The 19,541-nt window shown below is 72.3% G+C and carries 16 protein-coding genes; 10 read left to right on the forward strand and 6 right to left on the reverse strand.

The features are described from left to right. Window positions 1-286: 286 nt before the first annotated feature. From OG798_RS32435 to OG798_RS32445, 3 genes are read left to right on the forward strand one after another with little or no spacing between them, the layout of a single operon-like run. Window positions 287-1,930: a hypothetical protein gene (locus tag OG798_RS32435; RefSeq protein WP_121415283.1), complete on the forward strand. Its 1,644-nt coding sequence runs from the start codon at window positions 287-289 to the stop codon at window positions 1,928-1,930. Then, the gene (locus OG798_RS32440) at window positions 1,923-2,285 is read left to right on the forward strand and encodes a hypothetical protein (RefSeq protein WP_097225018.1); all 363 of its coding nucleotides are present in this window, start codon (window positions 1,923-1,925) and stop codon (window positions 2,283-2,285) included. Before OG798_RS32435 ends, OG798_RS32440 begins: the two co-directional genes overlap by 8 nt. 41 nt (window positions 2,286-2,326) lie before the next feature. Further along, window positions 2,327-3,256, forward strand: a complete 930-nt coding sequence (locus OG798_RS32445) for a hypothetical protein (RefSeq protein ID WP_143669695.1) — start codon at window positions 2,327-2,329, stop codon at window positions 3,254-3,256. Window positions 3,257-3,285: 29 nt separating this feature from the next. On the opposite strand, the gene OG798_RS32450 is transcribed toward OG798_RS32445, so the two are convergent. Next, window positions 3,286-4,179, reverse strand: coding sequence for a helix-turn-helix domain-containing GNAT family N-acetyltransferase (locus OG798_RS32450; protein ID WP_095853012.1), 894 nt, complete (start codon window positions 4,177-4,179; stop codon window positions 3,286-3,288). A gap of 231 nt (window positions 4,180-4,410) precedes the next feature. On the opposite strand from OG798_RS32450, the gene OG798_RS32455 reads away from it, so the two are divergent. From OG798_RS32455 to OG798_RS32475, 5 genes are read left to right on the forward strand one after another with little or no spacing between them, the layout of a single operon-like run. Next, on the forward strand, window positions 4,411-5,949 hold the full coding sequence (locus OG798_RS32455) for an aldehyde dehydrogenase family protein (RefSeq protein WP_095853011.1): 1,539 nt from the start codon (window positions 4,411-4,413) through the stop codon (window positions 5,947-5,949). Window positions 5,950-6,002: 53 nt separating this feature from the next. Beyond that, entirely contained in the window at window positions 6,003-7,550 is a 1,548-nt protein-coding gene (locus OG798_RS32460; RefSeq protein ID WP_095853010.1) for a GMC family oxidoreductase, read from the forward strand. Beyond that, window positions 7,550-8,662, forward strand: coding sequence for a quaternary amine ABC transporter ATP-binding protein (locus tag OG798_RS32465; protein WP_267062643.1), 1,113 nt, complete (start codon window positions 7,550-7,552; stop codon window positions 8,660-8,662). The genes OG798_RS32460 and OG798_RS32465 overlap by 1 nt, the downstream gene beginning before the upstream one ends. Further along, window positions 8,662-10,620, forward strand: coding sequence for an ABC transporter permease (locus tag OG798_RS32470; protein WP_328758101.1), 1,959 nt, complete (start codon window positions 8,662-8,664; stop codon window positions 10,618-10,620). The genes OG798_RS32465 and OG798_RS32470 overlap by 1 nt, the downstream gene beginning before the upstream one ends. Window position 10,621: 1 nt before the next feature. Continuing rightward, the gene (locus OG798_RS32475; protein ID WP_095853007.1) at window positions 10,622-11,578 is read left to right on the forward strand and encodes an ABC transporter substrate-binding protein; all 957 of its coding nucleotides are present in this window, start codon (window positions 10,622-10,624) and stop codon (window positions 11,576-11,578) included. Window positions 11,579-11,618: 40 nt separating this feature from the next. Here the strand turns inward: OG798_RS32475 and OG798_RS32480 are convergent, their stop codons facing one another. Beyond that, complete coding sequence (locus OG798_RS32480) at window positions 11,619-12,149, reverse strand: carboxymuconolactone decarboxylase family protein (RefSeq protein ID WP_097225014.1); 531 nt, start codon at window positions 12,147-12,149, stop codon at window positions 11,619-11,621. A gap of 47 nt (window positions 12,150-12,196) precedes the next feature. Here OG798_RS32480 and pdxR point away from each other — a divergent pair, with 47 nt between their 5' ends. Both pdxR and OG798_RS32490 read left to right on the forward strand, forming a co-directional pair. Further along, window positions 12,197-13,720 carry a MocR-like pyridoxine biosynthesis transcription factor PdxR gene (gene pdxR, locus OG798_RS32485; protein ID WP_328758102.1) on the forward strand — a complete coding sequence of 508 codons (1,524 nt, stop codon included), beginning with the start codon at window positions 12,197-12,199 and terminating at the stop codon, window positions 13,718-13,720. Further along, window positions 13,713-14,204, forward strand: coding sequence for a carboxymuconolactone decarboxylase family protein (locus OG798_RS32490; RefSeq protein ID WP_267062646.1), 492 nt, complete (start codon window positions 13,713-13,715; stop codon window positions 14,202-14,204). Before pdxR ends, OG798_RS32490 begins: the two co-directional genes overlap by 8 nt. A gap of 101 nt (window positions 14,205-14,305) precedes the next feature. Here OG798_RS32490 and OG798_RS32495 read toward each other — a convergent pair whose 3' ends face one another. The 4 genes from OG798_RS32495 to OG798_RS32510 form a co-directional block, all read right to left on the reverse strand. After that, window positions 14,306-15,112: an aminotransferase class IV gene (locus tag OG798_RS32495; protein ID WP_328758103.1), complete on the reverse strand. Its 807-nt coding sequence runs from the start codon at window positions 15,110-15,112 to the stop codon at window positions 14,306-14,308. An 18-nt stretch (window positions 15,113-15,130) separates the two neighbouring features. Continuing rightward, a complete protein-coding gene (locus tag OG798_RS32500) occupies window positions 15,131-16,330 on the reverse strand; it encodes an FAD-dependent monooxygenase (RefSeq protein WP_121415274.1) in 1,200 nt (399 codons plus the stop codon). Next, window positions 16,327-17,898, reverse strand: a complete 1,572-nt coding sequence (locus OG798_RS32505) for a class I adenylate-forming enzyme family protein (RefSeq protein WP_328758104.1) — start codon at window positions 17,896-17,898, stop codon at window positions 16,327-16,329. The genes OG798_RS32500 and OG798_RS32505 overlap by 4 nt, the downstream gene beginning before the upstream one ends. A gap of 75 nt (window positions 17,899-17,973) precedes the next feature. Further along, complete coding sequence (locus tag OG798_RS32510) at window positions 17,974-19,539, reverse strand: AMP-binding protein (RefSeq protein ID WP_121418346.1); 1,566 nt, start codon at window positions 19,537-19,539, stop codon at window positions 17,974-17,976. Window positions 19,540-19,541: the final 2 nt, after the last annotated feature.

A 19,541-nucleotide genomic window follows, 5' to 3' on the forward strand; every position in this document is an offset into this window, starting at 1 on the left:
CACCTGAGTCACTCGCAACTCATCGGCCCCGTCCGGGAAGTGTCCCGGGCGGGGCCGACGCATGCGTACAGAAAGTACGCATCGAACGTACGTGCTTTCTCACTGTATGCGGGGGTACACGGGGAGTAACTCTCGCTATCGTCGTGACGTACGGTCCGGTAGGGGAGCACAGGGCTGCTCACGAGCGCTGGGGCGCGGCCGGGGGAGACACACGGGGGTGGTCCCAGTGACGGAATCGGAGAGACGGTACGCACACAGCGAGGCAACACGGCTGTTGTGTGCCGGAGTGCATCTGGACACCGTGTTCCGGGCACGGGTCATCGACGAACTCATAGGGCACGAGGAGCGGCCCGCGGCACCGTCCCTCGGTGTCGACGTCGTCGCCGTGCTCGCGCACGCCCTGCGCGCGCGCCGCAGGGAGGCCCTGACCGGGCTCGGGCTGCTGGCCATCTGGGTCGTGTTCTTCCTGGTGGAGATGGTCCGGGCGGCCACCGGCGTCGCGGACGCGGGGCCCCAGGGCTTCGCGGAGGCGTTCGGCGCCGTCGCGGTGTTCTTCTACGCCGCCGTCTGCTTTCTGCTGTGGTCCGCGCGGGTCGCGTCCGGGTGGGGCATGAGCATGTACGCCGCGAGCCGGGACGAGTCCGCCCAGCTGCGGCTGCCGCGCAGGGCGACCGCCTGGGGGCTCACCTTCATGGCACGGGCCGCGGAGATCGCCTACTGGGTGTACGCGTTCACCCAGTTGCTCCACGACCCCTTTCTGGTGATCTTCCCGCTCCTGCTCACCTTCGTGATCGGCGCCCACCGCTCCCAGGTGGCCGCGGTCATGAGCGTCGAACTCTCCCGGGACGCCTTCGCCCGTACGACCGTGGCACTGCCCATGGGCAGCGAGCGTCAGCTCCGGGTCGCGCGGGCCGTCACCTGGGAGCAGCACGCGTCCGTGGCGCTCTACGACGCCCACCGGCCGTTCGTCGGCGCGGGAAAGCCGTACGAGCCCTGGTCGTTCGCGATGGAGATCACCCCCGCCAAGAAGCCGTTCGACGGCCTGAACGGCAAGCTGCCCGAGCAGACCGGCGACGGTTCGGCGAACGGGCACCGCCCGCCGGTGCAGTTGACCAACCGGCAGATCCTCGACCTGGTCGTACCGAAGCTGGAGGCGCTGCGTGAGTCCGCCGCGCGCACCAGCCGGGACCGGCTCAAGGACCTGGAGGTCGAGGAGTTCGTCTACCTGCCGTACGGCGTGGGCCGCAACCAGGGCGTGTACGAGCCGTCGTCGGCCCGGCTGCACCTGGACGGGGCGGTGGACGAGGGCGGCGAGGCGCGCCGTCACTTCCTGCGGGTCAGGGTCGGCGCCTGGGACGAGCAGGTGGTGGTCTCGGTGCTGGTCCGCGTCCACACACAGGGCGGGATGCTGGTCCTGGAAGTCGTACCGCACGTGCTGGGGCCGATCTTCGAGGAGTACCGGCGCGTCGACTTCATCGCGGCCTCCGGGGAGGGCGCGACGGGGCGTGAGGTGCTGCGTACGGTGCTGTCCGCCCCGGCGACGGGCGTGGTGGCCGGGTTCTCCATGCTGCGCACCCTCGTCCAGTGCCTGCGCACCTGGCTGGCCCGGCCCGAACAGGCCCCGCCGGACGCCCCGTTGGTGTCCGTGCGGGAGATGGGCAGCACCGACCGGCTGTCGCTGTTCCAGGAGATGGACGTCAGCCGATACATCAAGACCGTCGAGGACCGGATCGCGAGCGGGGTGCGCGAGGCGCTGCGGCGCAGCGGCTGTGAGACGGGCAGCTTCGAGCAGAACATCTTCAACGTGTCCGCGGGCGGCCAGTTCATCGGGCAGATGAGCGGTGGCACCGCGGTGGGCCGGATCAGCAACAGCGCCGTCTCCATGGGCAGTGGGGGCGCGTCGTACAACGAGGGGAACAGGGATGACTGAGGGCTCGGGCGGGCGGGTCGACCGGATCACGCGCAGTGCGGTGAACTTCGGCGAACACGGCACCGCGAACTACCACGAGGCGCCGCCCGCGGCCGGCGCCGACGAGACGACCGTGGCGCTCCTGGAGGCCGTCCGCACGTTGCGCGATCATCTGCGGCTGCTCACGGAGACCGACGACACGACCGGGCTCGACGGCGAACTGGCCGTGGTGCAGGGGGAGATCGAGAGAACGGGCCAGGCGGACCCGGCGCGGCTGGGCCGGCTGCGGATGCGCCTGGAGACCGCCGCCACGGCCGTGGCGGGGCTGGCGTCGACGGCGGCCGTGGTGCAGGTGATCGCGCAGCTGGCCGGATAGCGGTCGGCGCGGGATCGGTCTAGTGGGAACGGGGTGACGAGGTGGCGCAACGGTGGGACGAGGACCGCCAGCGGTGGGTCGACGACGGCGCGGGCGGGCAGGGCAGGGGTGGCGCCGGTGGTGGCGGGGTGCCGCCGGATGCGGAGCAGCAGTGGTGGGCGTCGGCGACGACTCAGGCGGGGCCACCGCGCCCGCCCGAGACGCCCCTGCCGCCACCGTCGTGGCCCGGGCCCGGCGGGAGTTCCGGTGGCGGCCGGGGTCCGGCCCCCACGGACTCGCGCCGACTGCTGGTGGTGATCGTGGCCGTCGCCGTCCTCGCGGGCGGTGTCGGAGGCGCGGTGTGGGCGCTGACGAGGAGTGACTCGTCCGGGCACACCGGCGCCGACCCGTCGCGCCCGGCGGTGACCGTCACGGCGACCCAGAGCGTTCCTTCCCCGGACACCGGGTACACCTCCGGGAGCCCGGACATCTACGCCGGTTCGGGCGGGTCCAGCGACCCGGCGACGCAGCCCACGACCCCGGATCCGTTGCCCGGCTACAGCAGGTCGGTGGATGCGGTGGGCTACACGGTGGACGTGCCGGACGGCTGGGTGCGCGAGGAGGTCCAGGGCAAGCTGGCACCGGTCGTCACCTACACGGCCCCCGGCGGCAGCAGCAGGCTCATGCTGTTCGAGGTCAAGGAGAGCTCCCTGGCGGAGTCGTCGTCCCAGGCCGAGGCGATCTCGGAGAAGCTCCCGGGGTACCGGCTCATCGAGCGGCAGAACGGCACCGGCTGGACGGAGGTCACCTACCGCTACGACAGCCCGCAGAAGGGCGCCACGCATGTGGTCGACCACCGCTTCCGGGCCGCCGACGGCACGCTCTACGCGATCAACGCGAGCGGTCCCGAGGGCGTGGACATGACGGGCCCGCTCACCACGGCCCTCAACTCCTTCTGCCCCACCGACACGAACTGCGCGAGCAGTAGCTAGTTCTTCTCTGCCAGTCCCTGCCAGTCCTCCTACGGGCGGGGCAGCCGCTTCTCGAACCAGTGGGCGGCGTAGACGTTGTCGTCGTAGCGCGGGATCTCGGTGTAACCGCACGCCCGGTACATCGCCCGCGCCTCGGTGAGCACCGCGTGGGTGTCGAGGCGTACGACGCCGTACCCGCGCGCGACCGCCGCCCGCTCCAGCCCGTCGAGGATCCGGCGGGCGAGGCCGAGCCGCCGGGCCTCGGGCCGCACCCACACATGCCGGATCTCGCCGGTGTCCGGTGTGAGCCGCCGCAGCGCCCCGCACCCCACGGGACGCCCTTCCTCGTACGCGACCAGAAAGGCACCCGAGTCCCCCGACACCTCGTCGGGCCGTACGAGGGCGGCGGGGTCGAAGCCCTCCGGGAACCGTGCGTCGATGTCGGCGGCGTACCCGGCGAGGCAGTCGCGCGCGTCGCGCGCGGCACCGTCGACGGACTCGACGGTGATCGCGGCCAGCCGCAGCAGCCGCTCGGCGACGGCGATGGCGGCGGTGAGTTCGCCGCGCCGGCGCTCGTCGAGGGAGCTGAGCAGCCCCTCGGCCAGCGCGTCGGCCCGCCGGTTCTGCTCCTCGACCTCGACCCGCCCGGCCGGCGTGAGCTCCGCGACCCGCAGCCGGCTGTCCTCGGCCGGCACGCTCACCCGCACCAGCCCCTGCGCCTGCAGCGCCCGGACCATCCGGCTCAAGTACCCGGCGTCCAGGCCGAGCCGGCCGCGCAGCTCCCGCAGCGAGGCCCCGTCCCCGATCTCGAACAGCAGCCGGGCCTCGCCGAGCGGCCGGTCCTGTCCGAGGTAGTGGTCGTCGAGGGCTCCGATGCGCCGGGTGAAGTACCGGTTGAAGCGCCGCAGCGCCCGCACGTCCTGCGCTGACACCGATCGAGTCATTCTTTGACTTTAGTCAAAGAAAGCCACTTCCGGGGTGTCGATCACTCTCCCCGCGTTTTGCGGTTTCCAGTCGCATTTCTGTTCATTTTTCAGTGACGCCGGGCACTTTTGGTCACTGGTTGTGCATGCATTCCGCCCCGAGGGGCAGGCGCTCCCGGTCCCCGAGAGTGACACGCCTGTGACACACGGGCACGCAGGGGCACGGAACAGGAACGGAAGGCAACACCGACCATGGCCGGACACCAAGCGCACCAGGCTCAGCAGGCACAACAGACCCTTCACGTGGGGGGAGAGTGGCGGGAGGCCGTCTCCCGTGCCACCCGCGAGATCCTCGATCCCGCGGATGCCAAGCCGTTCGCCGTGGTCGCGGAGGGTGACGAGCGGGACGCGGACGCGGCCGTCGCCGCCGCCCGCCACGCCTTCGACACGGGGGAGTGGCCCCGCACCCCGGTCGCCGAGCGCGCCGCGCTGCTGCGCCGCGTCGCCGACCTCCTCGTCCGCGACCGCGAGGAGCTGGGACTCCTGGAGAGCCGCGACGCCGGCAAGACCCTGGAGGAGGGGCGGGTCGACATCGACTGCGTCGCGGACGCCTTCCGTTACTTCGCCGACCTCGTCGTGGGGGAGGGCGGCGGGCGGGTCGTCGACGCCGGGTCCGCCGACGTCCACAGTGTCGTCGTGCACGAGCCCGTCGGTGTCTGCGCGCTGATCACCCCCTGGAACTATCCGCTCCTGCAGGCCAGTTGGAAGATCGCGCCCGCCCTCGCCGCAGGGAACACCTTCGTGGTCAAGCCGAGCGAGATCACCCCGCTGACGACGATCGCGCTGATACGGCTGCTCACCGAGGCCGGCCTGCCCGCCGGGGTCGCGGGCCTCGTGACCGGCCCGGGGCACACGGTGGGCGCCCGCCTCGCCGAGCACCCCGACGTCGACCTCGTCTCCTTCACCGGCGGCCTGGTCAGCGGTACGAAGGTGGCGCGGGCCGCCGCGGAGAGCGTCAAGAAGGTCGCACTGGAGCTCGGCGGCAAGAACCCCAACGTCGTCTTCGCCGACGCCTGCGCCACGGACGAGGACTTCGACACCGCCGTCGACCAGGCCCTCAACGCCGCCTTCATCCACAGCGGCCAGGTCTGCTCGGCCGGATCCCGGCTCATCGTCGAGGAGTCCGTGCGCGAGCGCTTCGTCGCCGAACTCGCCCGCAGGGCAAGCAGGATCAGGCTCGGCCGCGGCACCGAGGACGGCGTCGAGTGCGGCCCCCTCGTGTCGGAGGGACAGCGCGAGAAGACCGAGGCGTACGTCGCCTCCGCGCTCGCGGAGGGCGCGGTGCTGCGGGCGGGCGGCCGGCGCCCCGAGCCGTCCGCCGAACGGCCCGCCACCGGGTACTTCTACGAGCCGACCGTCCTCGACCAGTGCCACCGAGAGATGAAGGTGGTCCGCGAGGAGGTCTTCGGGCCCGTCCTGACCGTGGAGACCTTCCGCACCGAGGACGAGGCCGTCGTGCTCGCCAACGACACCGAGTACGGGCTCGCGGGCGCCGTCTGGACCACCGACGCGGGCCGCGCCCGCCGCGTCGCGGGACGACTGCGGCACGGCACGGTCTGGATCAACGACTTCCACCCCTACCTCCCGCAGGCGGAGTGGGGCGGCTTCGGGAAGAGCGGCGTGGGGCGCGAACTGGGCCCGGCGGGCCTCGCCGAGTACCGCGAGACCAAGCACGTCTACCAGAACCTGGCGCCGAAGCCGGTCCGCTGGTTCGCGGGCCGACCCCAGTGACGTAACCCCACCCCCTCACAGCGCACTTGCCCCTTGCACCCTGGAGCACCCCCATGCACGAAAGCACGCACGAGAACGCGTCCGAGAACACGTACGACTACGTCGTCATCGGCGGCGGCACGGCAGGCTCCGTCATCGCCTCCCGTCTCACCGAGAACGCCGACGTGACGGTCGCCGTCATCGAGGGCGGTCCCAGCGACGTCGGCCGTGAGGACGTCCTCACCCTGCGTCGCTGGATGGGCCTGCTCGGCGGTGAACTGGACTACGACTACCCGACCACCGTGCAGCCGCGCGGCAACTCGTACATCCGGCACAGCCGGGCCCGCGTCCTCGGCGGCTGTTCGTCCCACAACACGCTGATCGCCTTCAAGCCGCTGCCGTCCGACTGGGACGAGTGGGAGGAGGCGGGCGCCAAGGGCTGGGGCGCGGTGCCCATGGAGGCGTACTTCGCGCGGCTCCTCAACAACATCGTCCCGGTCGACGAGAAGGACCGCAACGCCATCGCCCGCGACTTCGTCGACGCCGCCCAGGGCGCGCTGGGCGTGCCCCGCGTCGAGGGCTTCAACAAGAAGCCGTTCACCGAGGGCACCGGCTTCTTCGACCTCGCCTACCACCCCGAGAACAACAAGCGCTCCAGCGCGTCGGTCGCGTATCTCCACCCGGTGATGGACGAACGGCCCAACCTCACGCTGCTGCTGGAGACCTGGGCGTACCGGCTGGAGCTGGAGGGGACACGCGCCACGGGCGTGCACGTACGCGCCAAGGACGGCACGGAGACCCTCGTACGGGCCCGGCGCGAGGTCCTGCTGTGCGCGGGCGCGGTCGACTCGCCGCGGCTGCTGCTGCACTCCGGGATCGGGCCCGCCCACGACCTGGCGGAGCTCGGCATACCCGTCGCCCACGACCTGCCCGGCGTCGGCGAGAACCTGCTCGACCACCCCGAGTCGGTCATCGTCTGGGAGACCAACGGGCCGATCCCGGAGAACTCGGCGATGGACTCCGACGCGGGCCTCTTCGTGCGCCGCGACCCCGAACAGGCGGGCCCCGACCTGATGTTCCACTTCTACCAGATCCCCTTCACGGACAACCCGGAGCGGCTGGGCTACGAACGCCCGGCGCACGGCGTCTCCATGACCCCCAACATCCCCAAACCGCGCAGCCGCGGCCGCCTCTACCTGACCAGCGCCGATCCATCGGTCAAGCCCGCCCTCGACTTCCGCTACTTCACGGACGAGGACGACTACGACGGCCGCACCCTCGTCGACGGCATCCGCATCGCCCGCCGGATCGCGCGCACCGAGCCGCTCGCCGGCTGGCTCAAGCGCGAGGTGTGCCCCGGGCCCGAGGTCACCGACGACGAGGAGCTGAGCGCCTACGCCCGTCAGGTCGCGCACACCGTCTACCACCCGGCGGGCACCTGCCGGATGGGCGCCACGGATGACCGACTCGCCGTGGTCGACCCCGAGTTGAGGGTGCGCGGCCTCGACGGTCTGCGGATCGCCGACGCGTCCGTCTTCCCGACGATGCCCGCAGTGAACCCGATGATCGGAGTGCTCATGGTCGGGGAGAAATGCGCCGAGCTGATCGGGGGCGGTGCGTGATGAGTACGACCACCGGCACCCCCGCCAGTACGCCCGCCAGTTCCGACGACGCCGTCTTCTCCGTCGACGGCCTGTGGAAGGTGTTCGGGCCGAAGGCCGAGCGCGTCCCCGCCGACCCCGGGCTCGCCGCCCTCGACCCCGCCGAACTCCGCTCCCGCACCGGCTGCACGGCCGCCGTCCGGGACGTCAGCTTCGACGTCCGCAAGGGCGAGGTCTTCGTCGTCATGGGGCTGTCCGGCTCCGGCAAGTCCACGCTGGTCCGCTGCCTCACGCGGCTGATCGAGCCGACCGCGGGCGCGATCGTCATCGACGGCGAGGACGTACGCGCCATGGACAAGAACCGGCTGCGGGAACTGCGCCGCCACCGCGCCGCGATGGTCTTCCAGCACTTCGGCCTGCTCCCGCACCGCTCGGTGCTCGACAACGTGGCGTACGGCCTGGAGATCCAGGGTGTCGGCAAGGCGGAGCGCCGCGAGAAGGCCGCCGAGGTCGTCGCCAAGGTCGGCCTGGAAGGCATGGAGCAGCGCAGGCCCGCTCAGCTCTCCGGCGGCCAGCAGCAGCGCGTCGGGCTCGCCCGCGCGCTCGCCGTCGACCCCGAGGTCCTCCTCTTCGACGAGCCGTTCAGCGCGCTCGACCCGCTGATCCGGCGCGACATGCAGGAGGAGGTCGTCCGGCTGCACCACGACGAGGGCCGCACGATGGTCTTCATCACCCACGACCTCAACGAGGCGCTGCGCCTCGGCGACCGCATCGCGCTCATGCGCGACGGCCGTGTCGTCCAGCTCGGCACCCCCGAGGAGATCGTCGGCTCGCCCGCCGACGACTACGTGCGCGAGTTCGTCCGGGACGTACCGCGCGAACAGGTCATGACCGTCCGCACGGCCATGCGGGCCGCGTCCGCCGCGGAGGCCGCCCGGGGCCCGGCGCTCAAACCCGACGCGACCGTCTCCGAGGCCATCGAGGCGGTGGCCCGCTCGGGCGACCCCGCCCGCGTGATGGACCAGGGACGCTGCGTCGGCGTCGTGGACTCGGCGGCGCTGCTCGGCGTGGTGGCCGGCGCGGACACGCCCGTCGCCGGGGCGCCGGACGGCCCCCGTAAGGAGGTCGCTTGATGGCCACCGTCACCGCGACCGTCGGTCACTCCGGCGTCTCCACGCTGCTCAAGAACCTCCGCAGACACCGGGCCTTCGGCAAGCTGCTGCTGCTCGCCGTCGCGGCGGCCGTGATCGTCCCGGTCCTCGACTCCCACTGGGCGAGCGGCACCTGGCCGGGCGCCCTCACCGTCGATCTCTCCGCGCCCCTCGGCCGAGCCAGCGAGTGGATCATCGACAACCGGGACAGCCACCCCCTGTTCCTGTACTTCTTCGGGTACGTCAGCAGCGCCGTCGTCCTCTCCGTGCGCGCCGTATACGTGGTGCTGCTCGCGGCGGGCTGGGCCGGTGTGACAGCCGTCGCGGCACTCGTCGCCTGGCGCACGGCGGGCGTACGGCTCGCGCTCGGCACGGCCGCCGCGTTCCTCGCCTGCGGACTGCTCGGCATGTGGGTGCCGACCATGCAGACCCTCGCGCTCATGGTGGTCGCGGTCCTCGCGTCCGTCCTGCTGGGCGCGCTGCTCGGCCTCGCCGCCGGGCTCTCCGACCGCACCCACCGCGCGCTGCGCCCCGTCCTCGACACCATGCAGGTGCTCCCGGCGTTCGCGTACCTCCTGCCCGTCGTCCTCGTCTTCGGCATCGGCGTCCCCGCCGCCGTCCTTGCCACCGTCGTGTACGCCGCCCCGCCCATGGCCCGCCTCACCGCGCTCGGCCTGCGTGACGCCGACGCCGGGGTGATGGAGGCCGTCACCTCGCTCGGTGCCACCGCCCGCCAGCGCCTGCTGACCGCCCGCCTCCCGCTGGCCCGCAAGGAACTCCTCCTCGGCCTCAACCAGACGATCATGATGGCCCTGTCCATGGCGGTCATCGCCTCCGTGATCGGCGCGGGCGGCCTCGGCGACCGCGTCTACCAGGCGCTGGCCTCCGTCGACGTGGGCGCCGCACTCGCCGCCGGCATCCCGATCGTGCTGCTCGCGGTCGTTCTGGACCGGGTGACGGGAGCGGCCGGGGAGCGGCTCGGCTCGGACTCCGGGGCGACGGCACTGCGCTGGGCGTACGCGGCCGGCGCGGCCCTCGTCGTGGCGCTCGCCGGACATCTCACCGGCCGTCTCGACTGGCCCGCCTCCTGGACCCTCTCCATCGCCGAGCCCGTGAACCGCGTCGTCGACTGGATGACCAACCACCTCTACTCCGGCGTCCCCTACATCGGCGGCACCGCCGACTGGGCGGGCCACTTCACCACCTGGGTCCTGGACCCCGTCCGGGACGGCCTCCAGGGGCTGCCCTGGTGGTCGGTCCTGCTGATCGTCGCCGCCCTCGCCTGGCTGATCGGCACCTGGCGCACCGCCCTCACCGCGGTCCTCGCGATGGCCGCGATCGGGGTGCTCGGCGTGTGGAAGCCGTCCCTGGACACGCTGTCGCAGGTCCTCGCGGCGGTCGCCGTGACCCTCGTGCTCGGCTTCGCGACCGGTATCGCCGCGGCGCGCAGCGAGCGCGTCGAGCGGCTGCTGCGCCCGGTCCTTGACGTCTTCCAGACGATGCCGCAGTTCGTCTACCTGATCCCGGTGGTGGCGCTGTTCGGCGTGGGCCGCGCGCCCGCCGTGGCCGCCGCGGTCGTCTACGCGCTGCCCGCCGTCGTCCGCATCACCACCCAGGGCCTGCGCGCCGTCGACCCGGCCGCGCTGGAGGCGGCCCGCTCGCTCGGCGCGACCGGCGCCCAGCAGCTGCGCCAGGTCCAGCTGCCGCTGGCCCGCCAGTCGCTGCTGCTCGCCGTCAACCAGGGCGTCGTGCTCGTCCTGGCCGTCGTCATCATCGGCGGTCTGGTCGGCGGTGGCGCGCTCGGCTACGACGTCGTGTTCGGCCTCGCGCAGGGCGACCTGGCGACCGGTCTCGTCGCCGGCGCGGCGATCGTCTGCCTCGGCCTGATGCTCGACCGGGTGACCCAGCCGACCGCGCGGACCACGAAGAAGGGAGCGTGACATGCGCCTACGTACGACTTCGGTGATGGCCGGTGCGGCCGCGCTGCTGACGCTGACCGGTTGCGGCGCCGTCGACATGACCAAGCAGGCCTCGCCCTTCGCGAACGCGCGGGGTGCGAAGAGCCTGACCCTCTCCGTCCAGTCCTGGGTGGGCGCGCAGGCCAACGTGGCCGTCGCGCAGTACCTGCTGGAACACGAGCTCGGCTACCGCGTCGACACCGTCCAGGTCGACGAGGTCCCCGCGTGGGACGCGCTCAGCCAGGGCCGGGTCGACGCCATCCTGGAGGACTGGGGCCACCCCGACCAGGAGAAGCGGTACGTCGAGGACAAGAAGACCATCGCCCCCGGCGGGGACCTGGGCGTCACCGGGCACATCGGCTGGTACGTCCCGACGTACTTCGCCAAGCAGCACCCCGACGTGACCGACTGGAAGAACCTCAACAAGTACGCCGACCAGCTGCGTACCGCGGAGAGCGGCGGCAAGGGCCAGCTCATGGACGGCTCGCCCTCCTACGTCACCAACGACAAGGCCCTGGTGGCCAACCTGAAGCTGAACTACCAGGTGGTGTTCGCCGGTTCGGAGGCCGCGCAGATCACCCAGATGAAGCAGTTCGCCAAGGAGAAGAAGCCCTTCCTCACCTACTGGTACTCGCCCCAGTGGCTCTTCAAGAAGGTCCCGATGACGGAGGTGAAGCTGCCGCCGTACAAGGAGGGCTGCGACGCCGACGCGGCCAAGGTCGCCTGCGCCTACCCGCACACACCGCTCCAGAAGTACCTGAACGCCGACTTCGCGAAGAGCGGGGGCAAGGCGGCCGCCTTCCTGAAGAAGTTCAAATGGACCACCGAGGACCAGAACGAGGTCTCCCTGATGATCGCGAACGACAAGCTGTCGGCGCAGGACGCGGCGAAGAAGTGGGTCGACAGCCACGCGTCGACCTGGCGCGCGTGGCTGTCGTGACCCCGGCCTCAGCAGGCGTTCGTGGTTTCGGCGTACTCCGTCAGTGGGGCCGGCCCGCCTGGTAGTGGCCCGGGACCATACGGGTGCTCACGCCGAACCGGTTCCAGGCGTTGATCACCGTGATCGCGGCGATCAGCTGGGCCAGCTCGGCGTCCTCGAAGTGCTGCGCCGCCTTCGCGTACACCTCGTCCGGTACGAAACCGTCGGTGAGGACGGTGATGGCCTCGGTCAGCTCGATCGCCGCCAGCTCCTTGGCCGTGTAGAAGTGCTTCGACTCCTCCCACGCGCTGAGCTGGATGATCCGCTCCAGGCTCTCCCCGGCCGCCAGCGCGTCCTTGGTGTGCATGTCGAGGCAGAACGCGCAGTGGTTGAGCTGCGAGGCGCGGATCTTCACCAGTTCGCGCAGCTTCGGCTCCAGCCCCTGCTGCGCGGCCGTCTCCAGCCGGAGCATGGCCTTGTAGACCTCGGGGGCGTGCTTGGCCCAGTGCAGGCGGGGGCTGTGTTCGGGTGCGTACTCGGCGGTGGTGTCGGTCGTGGCGGTCGTCTCGTTGGTGGCGTCGTTCGTCGTCATGTTCTCGACCCTACGAGCGAAGCAGCCCAGGAGTATGGTCCATTTACATGGCGAAATCTTGGGCCACTTTCGGGGTCGACCTCCACGTCGAGCCGACCGGACCCGGTGTCCGCAGAGGTCTGACGGAAGCCCTCCGCGAGGCGGTCCGCAGTGGCCGCCTCGCGCCCGGCACCCGGCTGCCCTCCTCCCGTTCCCTCGCCGCCGACCTGGGCATCGCCCGCAACACGGTCGCGGAGGCGTACGCGGACCTGGTGGCGGAGGGCTGGCTCACCGCCCGCCAGGGCTCGGGCACGAGCGTCGCCCGCCGCCCGGTGCAGGCCCCCTCCACCACCTCCGCACCCGGCCGCCAGACCCACGCCCGCCCGGCGTACGACCTGGTCCCCGGCACCCCCGACCTGTCCTCCTTCCCCCGCGCGGCCTGGCTGAAGGCCTCCCGCCGCGCCCTGACCGTCGCCCCGCACGAGGCCCTCGACTACGGCGACCCGCGCGGCCGGGTGGAACTGCGCACCGCCCTGGCCGGCTATCTGGCCCGTGCCCGGGGCGTCCGCACGGACCCGGAGCACATCGTCATCTGCTCCGGCTTCGTGCACGGCCTGATGCTGCTCGGCCAGGTGCTGCGCGGGCGGGGACTGAACTCGCTGGCCGTGGAGTCCTACGGGCTCGACGTCCACTGGCGGCTGCTGGAGCGGGCCGGGCTGCGGACGGTGCCGCTCGGATTCGACGAACTCGGCACGCGTACGGAGGAGTTGGCGGCCGGCCCGCGGGGCGGGGACGCGTGGGGAGGCGTACGGGCGGTGCTGATGACGCCCGCCCACCAGTTCCCGATGGGCGTACCGCTGCACCCCGACCGGCGGGCGCAGGTGGTGGACTGGGCGCGGCGCGGCGGCGGTCTGATCCTGGAGGACGACTACGACGGGGAGTTCCGCTACGACCGTCAGCCGGTCGGCGCCCTCCAGGGCCTCGACCCCGACCACGTGGTCCATGTGGGCACGGCCAGCAAGTCCCTGGCCCCCGGTCTGCGGCTGGGCTGGCTGGTGCTGCCGCCGTCGCTCGCCCCGGAGGTGGTCGCGGCGAAGGGCGGGGTGGACTGGTCGTGCGGGGTGCTGGACCAGCTCACCCTGGCGGAGTTCATCACGTCGGGCGCCTACGACCGCCACATCCGCGCGTCCCGGCTGCGCTATCGGCGCCGCCGGGACTCCCTGGTGGCGCGGCTCGCCGAACAGGCCCCCGGGGTCCGGGCCACGGGCATCGCGGCGGGCCTGCACGTGGTGCTGCGCCTGCCGCCCGGCACCGAGCAGGAGACGCTGCGGGCGGCGGCCTGGCAGGGGCTCGCGGTGCACGGGCTCGACCGCTACCGCCACCCGGAGTCGCCCGCCGAGCGGACCGACGCGCTGGTGGTGGGGTACGGGACACCGCCGGACCACGGGTGGTCGGGGGCGCTGGACGCATTGTGCGCGGCACTGCCTTTCGACGGAACTTTCAACGAAACCTTCCACAGCGCTTTCAACGGCACTTTCCACAATGAGGGAGGCGACGGCCCTTTTCATGGAATAGAGTCGCCTCATGAGTAATAGTGAAGCCCTGTCCCGTGTGGCCCTCAAGAAGATTACCCCCGAGGTGTCCGGTGCCATGGGTGCCTTGCACGGCGCCGCCGTATCCGCGGCCCAGGACGCCAAGGTCGAACCGGAACTCCTGGAGCTGATCAGGATTCGCGCCTCGCAGCTCAACGGCTGCGCGTTCTGCCTCGACATGCACACCAAGGACGCCCGCGCCGGGGGCGAGACCGAGCAGCGGATCTACGCCCTGAACGCCTGGCGGGAGACCCCGTTCTTCACCGAACGGGAGCGTGCCGCACTGGCGTTGACCGAGGCTGTGACGCTGGTCCACGACGGACACGTGCCGGACGCGGTCTACGCCGTGGCGGCGGAGGTCTTCGACGAGGCTCAGATCGCGGCGCTGATCTGGGCGGCCACCGTCATCAACGCGTACAACCGGATCGCGATCGCGACCCGTATGGTGCCGGGCGTCTATCAGCCCGCCCAGAAGAAAAGCTGAATTCGGGAACGAGGGTACGAGAAAGAGCGCCGGGACGAATTCAATTCGTCCCGGCGCTGCTTTTCGCTCATCGGTCCGTCTTCGGCTTTCGTGTCCGGAATTCAGTCGGCCGGCAGCGGTTCCATGACGTCGTCCAGCCACTGCCGCCATTCCGGGGCGCGCACGGCCGGCGCCGGGCTCATCGGCCGCGCCGTCCAGGCGGTCACCGGACGGATCCCGTGCAGCGCGTTCACGAGCCACACCTCACGGCCGTCGAGCTCGGCCACGGTCCGTTCGCGGTGGGCGACACGGATCCCGGACCGGTGGGCCCGCTCCTGGATGAGGCCGGCCGTCACTCCGGCCAGGACGGGCAGCTGCGGCGAGGGCAGGCACAGGGTGTCGTCCTCCCACCACAGCACGCTGGCCGTGGCCGCCTCGAGGACCACACCGGAGGACGCGATCAGCATCCCTTCCTCCGCGCCCTCCCCGGACGCCCGCCGCCTCACCCGGGCCAGGGTGTCCAGGTCGGGCCCCTTGCGGCGCGGGACGGTCCGCGGATCGCTCTGCCCCGCCGCCCAGACCCGTACGCCCGTGCCGAGCGGCGGCGCGTGCCGCAGCAGCAGCCGCAACTCCATGGAGCCCGAGGCGAGTTCGACCCGGGGGAACCACTCCCCGGTGCGCGGCAGCGCGGCGGTCATGTCCCGCCAGAACGCGACGAGCCGCTCCAGCGGTGGGCCGCCGCAGTCGCCGCAGGCCCGCAGGAAGCGTTCCCGGTGCCGGTCGAAGCCGCGCATCCGGCCCTCGCGCAGCAGCCACGAGTCCGCGACGAGCAGCCGCCCGCCCGGCAACCTGCCGGGGGCCGGACCTGAGGTCAGCCCACGGCCGGGCGACCACGCCAACAGCTCCTCCGCGATGGCCGGTTGTGTCACTGCGTACCCCTCTCGGTCTCAGTACTTGCGGCCCGCGACAGCGGGCGAACCGTTCCGTGGCCCGTACGGTGCGTGCTCCAGCCAGGAACCGCACCACGGCAGCACGGGCGCGAGCGCCGCCGCCGCCCGTTGCTTGACGCGGACGATCCGGCGGTGCGGTCGCAGATGGTCCAGCGCGCTGCCGGCGGCCGCGCTGTTGAACAGGGCCGCGGCCCGCCGGACCTCGGCGAACCCGGCGACCGCGGCGGCCGTCCCGTCGGCGATCGCCCGCGCGGCGGCCGCCGCGTCCGCGATCCCGCTGTTCATCCCGCGCGCGCCGAACGGCGGGAACAGATGGGCGGCCTCGCCGACGAGCAGCACCCGCCGGTGCGGGTCGCTGAACGAGGCGGCGACCTTGCGCAGAAAACGGTACGTCGACACCCACAGGATCCGCTCGGCGTACCCGTCGCCCACCACCGCCGGCAGCCATTCCCGTACGGCCTCCTCGGTCCCGTACGCCTCCTGCGTGTCGTCGTCCCGGCACTGCAGGTCGACCTGGAAGCCCCCGGTGAACGGCACCCGCATCACACTGCGGCCGCCCACCCCCGGATGCTCGTAGTGGAAGACCCGCTCCAACGGCAGCTCGGCGCCCGGCAGATCGGCGACGTCCACGACGACATGGAAGCCGTCCGCGCGTGTCCCCTCCATCGGGATGCCCAGCTCGCCCCGGACCGCCGAGCGCGCCCCGTCGGCGGCGACGGCGTGCGTGCCGGTCCAGACGCGGCCGTCCTCGCCGGTGAGCACGACCTCCGTCGGTGCGACGCGCACCCCCGTCACCCGCGCCCCCCACGCGAACTCCACTCCGGCCGCCTCGCACGCGGTGCGCAGGAAACGCTCGGTGTCCACCTGACGCAGGCTGGTGAAGGGCGGCAGGCCGGGCGTGGACGGTGGCGGGAAGGTGCGGGCGTACACCTCGCGGCCCCGGTACAGGGTCCGTCGGGTGTGCCAGGTGCGCCCGTACGCCGTGATCTCGGCGGCCAGCCCCGGGTGCATCCCGTCGAGCAGCCGCAGGGTCTCCCGGTGCACGAACAGAGCGCGGCTGCCCGGGCGTTCGCGCTCCTCGGGGTCCGCCTCCAGGAGCACGACCGGCAGCCCGTGCGCGCGCAGCGCGAGCGCCGCCGACAGCCCGACGGGCCCGGCACCCACCACGAGGACCGGTCGGCCGGGGGCGCCGCTCACGTGCGCGCGCCCTCGGCCAGCATGCGGGTGATCTCCACCCGCTTCACCTTCCAGGTCGCGGTCATCGGCAGCTCCTCGAAGCGCCACTGCCGGGGCTCGGCCAGGGGCGGCAGATCGGCCGTGGCCTCCCGCCAGCGCGCCGGGTCCAGCGGCTCTTCGCCCCGTACGCACACCACCGGCACCGGTTCCCGGTCCGCGCCGGGCACGATGACCACCTCACGCAGCTCCTCCAGCCGGTCCATCAGGGCGTCCTCGACCTCGAGATTGCTGTGCACCGAGTCGATCTGATCGATCTCACGGTCGATCAGATACAGCCCGCCCAGCCGGCCCTGGTATCCCATGTCGCCCATCTGCCACCAGCCGTCGCCGTCCAGCTGGCGCAGGTACCGCTCCCGGGCGCCGAGATAGGTGAGGATCCGCCCCCGGGTGCGGGCCTCGATGCGGCCGGGCGTGCCGGGCCTGGCCCGCCCGCCGGATTCGTCCGTGACCCGGACCCGGGTGAAGCCGGGGATCCCGATCCCGACCCGGCGCCCGTCCGCGCGGGCGGCGCTGCGCCGGGTGAACCACTGGAAGGCCACCGGACCCGTCTCGCTCTGCCCGTACAGCTGGATCAGCCACGGCGTGCGCCGCTTCGAGGCGTCCAGCAGCCGCCGTACGGTGCGCGGATGGATCGCGTCGAACGTGGAGCCGTACGAGCGGACCCGGGACAGCGGCGCTCCGGGCGCGTCGGCCAGCTCCTCCCACAGCACGAAGGTGTTGGGGTGGGTCTCGACGATGCCGGGGCGGTGCCGGCTCAGCAGCGGTCCCACCCTGGCGGGGTCCGGGTCGGTGATGAGCACGAGCGGGCTGCCGAAGTGCAGCAGGACGCCGAGCAGATGGTAGAAGCGCGAGTGCACGAACGACATGTGCAGCGCGGCGGTCTCGCCGCGGGTGGGCCAGCCCATCGCCTTCTGCGGGACGAGCCGGTTCCACATGGTGTTCGCGCAGTGCACGGCGAGCTTGGGCAGGCCGGTGGTGCCCGAGCTGTGGGTGATCAGGGCGGGCTCGCGCGGATGCAGCCGGACGGGAGAAGGCGTCTGCGACCCGGCGTACTTCTCCAGGGGTTCGGCCCCGGGCGCGTCGTCCACGGAGAGCGTCCGTCGTACGAGGGTGGAGAGGTCGACGTCCGCCAGCGGGCCTGCCAGCTTGGCTCTGTCGGTGATCAGCCAGGGTGTGTGGAGCCGTTCGAGAAGCCGGCCCACCACCGGGCCTGTGAGCGCGGGCGACAGGAGGACGGGAACGGCCCCGATACGGGAGACGGCACAGGTCAGCAGGACGATGTCGACGTTGTCCGTCTTGTGGACGACCACCTCCTCCGAGGGCCGGACCCCGGCCTGCCACAGCCGTCCGGAGAGCTCCTCGACCACCTCGGCCAGCACCGGATAGCTGAGGTCGACCCCGAGGCCGGGACGGACGTCCAGCGGCCGGTCCAGGGTGACGAAGACGGCTCCGTGGCGGTCCGCCGCGCGCCGGAACATCGGGCCCAGGTAGAAACCGCGGTCGGCGAGCAGGGGCTGCTGCTGTCGCATGTGCCCGTTCCCTTCTGTCCTGTGGTCTGTGGCTGTGGTCTGCGGTCGTGGTGTGTGGTCGTGGTGCCGCGGTGGTCACCAGGCGCCCTGGCGGACGAGGTGGCGGCGGAGTTTTCCGGTCGGGGTGCGGGGCAGGGACGGGACGAAGCTGATGGCTCTGGGGACCTTGAACGCGGCGAGGTGCTCGCGTGCCAGGCCCACGAGTTCGGCCTCGAGACCGGACGGCCCGGACAGTCCGGAGAGACCGGGCGGCAGGGGCGAGACGGGGACGACGAAGGCCCGCAGCCGGCTGAAGCCGCGCCAGTCGGTCATGGCCGCGACCACGACCTCCTTCACCGCCGGATGGGCCCGCAGCACGGCCTCCACCTCCAGCGGGGAGATGGTGATCCCGCCGACCATCTCCAGGTCGTCGGTGCGTCCCAGGTGCCGGTAGCTGCCGTCCGGCTCCCGGCGCGCCCGGTCGTGGGTGGCCAGCCAGCCGCCGACCAGGGTGCGTTCCGTCTCCTCGGGCCGGTTCAGATAGCCGGGCGTCAACGTCGGCCCGCGTACCCAGAGTTCGCCCTCCGCGCCGTCCTCCACCGGCACACCGGCGCCGTCGCGCAGCTCCACCTCGAAGCCGGGGACCGGGCGGCCGACCGTGCCCGGGTGGTGGTGCTCGAAGCTGTTGGCGCAGAACGCGTGACCGGCCTCGGTGGAGCCGATCTGCTCCAGGACCGGCGCGCCCAGCAGATCGGCGACCTGCTTCTCGAGCCCCTCGGGCAGGCCCTCCCCGGCCGACACGGCGGCGCGTACGGAGGCGAAGCAGGTCGCGTGGCCGCTGCCCCGGTCGGCGACGAGGGCGGCGTACGCGGAAGGCACGGAGTAGAGCAGGGTGACCCGGTGCCGGGCGACCAACTCGTCCACGGCGGCCGGGTTCGGACGCCGGTCCACCAGGACGGCGGAGGAGCCGGAGAAGAGCGGGAAGACGAAGGCGTTGCCGAAGCCGTACGCGAAGTACAGCTTCGACACCGACAGGGTGACGTCGTCCGGGGTGATCCGCAGCAGCCGCCGGCCGATGAGGTCGTGGTACGTCTTCGGGTCGCCGTGACAGTGCACGACACCCTTGGGCCGGCCCGTGGTGCCGGAGGTGTACTGGACGTAGAGCGGGGTGTGCGCGTCGACCGGGTGCGCGGCGGCCGGCTCGGCGTCGGCGGTGAGCGCCATCAGCTGATCGGCGCCGAGGCGCACACGGTCGGTGAAGCGGTCCTCCAGGCCCGGCCCGGTCACGCAGAGCACGGCCTTGGCGTCCTCGGCCATGAACGCGTGCTCGGCCGGGGGCAGTTCGGGGTTGACCAGGACCGCGACGGCGCCCAGCCGGGCGGCGGCGAGGAAGGCCGCCACCCAGGTGATCCCATCGGGCAGCGCGAGCAGCACCCGGTCGCCCGCGCCCACGCCGTGCGCGGCGAGCACACCGGCCGCGCGGCCCGTGAGCTCGTGCACCTCGCGGTGCGTCCAGGCCCGGTGACCCTGGTGGAAGGCGATCCGGTCGCCCCAGCCGCGCCGCTCGGCGAGCGCGGCGAGATGGGTGGCGAGGTTGCCGGGGGCGTCGGCGTCGGCGTGGGTGCCGGTCGGCGACCGCGGAGTCGGCGTGGAGGTGGGGATCG

The sequence above is a fragment of the Streptomyces sp. NBC_00271 genome, from assembly GCF_036178845.1.
In the GTDB taxonomy this organism is placed as follows: Bacteria; Actinomycetota; Actinomycetes; order Streptomycetales; family Streptomycetaceae; genus Streptomyces.

Excerpts from the sequence above, each read along its gene's own strand:
- OG798_RS32440 (WP_097225018.1), top strand. The coding sequence starts at position 1,923 with ATGACTGAGGGCTCGGGCGGGCGGGTCGACCGGATCACGCGCAGTGCG.
- OG798_RS32450 (WP_095853012.1), bottom strand. The coding sequence starts at position 4,179 with ATGACTCGATCGGTGTCAGCGCAGGACGTGCGGGCGCTGCGGCGCTTC.
- OG798_RS32455 (WP_095853011.1), top strand. The coding sequence starts at position 4,411 with ATGGCCGGACACCAAGCGCACCAGGCTCAGCAGGCACAACAGACCCTT.
- OG798_RS32460 (WP_095853010.1), top strand. The coding sequence starts at position 6,003 with ATGCACGAAAGCACGCACGAGAACGCGTCCGAGAACACGTACGACTAC.
- OG798_RS32465 (WP_267062643.1), top strand. The coding sequence starts at position 7,550 with ATGAGTACGACCACCGGCACCCCCGCCAGTACGCCCGCCAGTTCCGAC.
- OG798_RS32470 (WP_328758101.1), top strand. The coding sequence starts at position 8,662 with ATGGCCACCGTCACCGCGACCGTCGGTCACTCCGGCGTCTCCACGCTG.
- OG798_RS32475 (WP_095853007.1), top strand. The coding sequence starts at position 10,622 with ATGCGCCTACGTACGACTTCGGTGATGGCCGGTGCGGCCGCGCTGCTG.
- OG798_RS32480 (WP_097225014.1), bottom strand. The coding sequence starts at position 12,149 with ATGACGACGAACGACGCCACCAACGAGACGACCGCCACGACCGACACC.
- pdxR (WP_328758102.1), top strand. The coding sequence starts at position 12,197 with ATGGCGAAATCTTGGGCCACTTTCGGGGTCGACCTCCACGTCGAGCCG.
- OG798_RS32490 (WP_267062646.1), top strand. The coding sequence starts at position 13,713 with ATGAGTAATAGTGAAGCCCTGTCCCGTGTGGCCCTCAAGAAGATTACC.
- OG798_RS32505 (WP_328758104.1), bottom strand. The coding sequence starts at position 17,898 with ATGCGACAGCAGCAGCCCCTGCTCGCCGACCGCGGTTTCTACCTGGGC.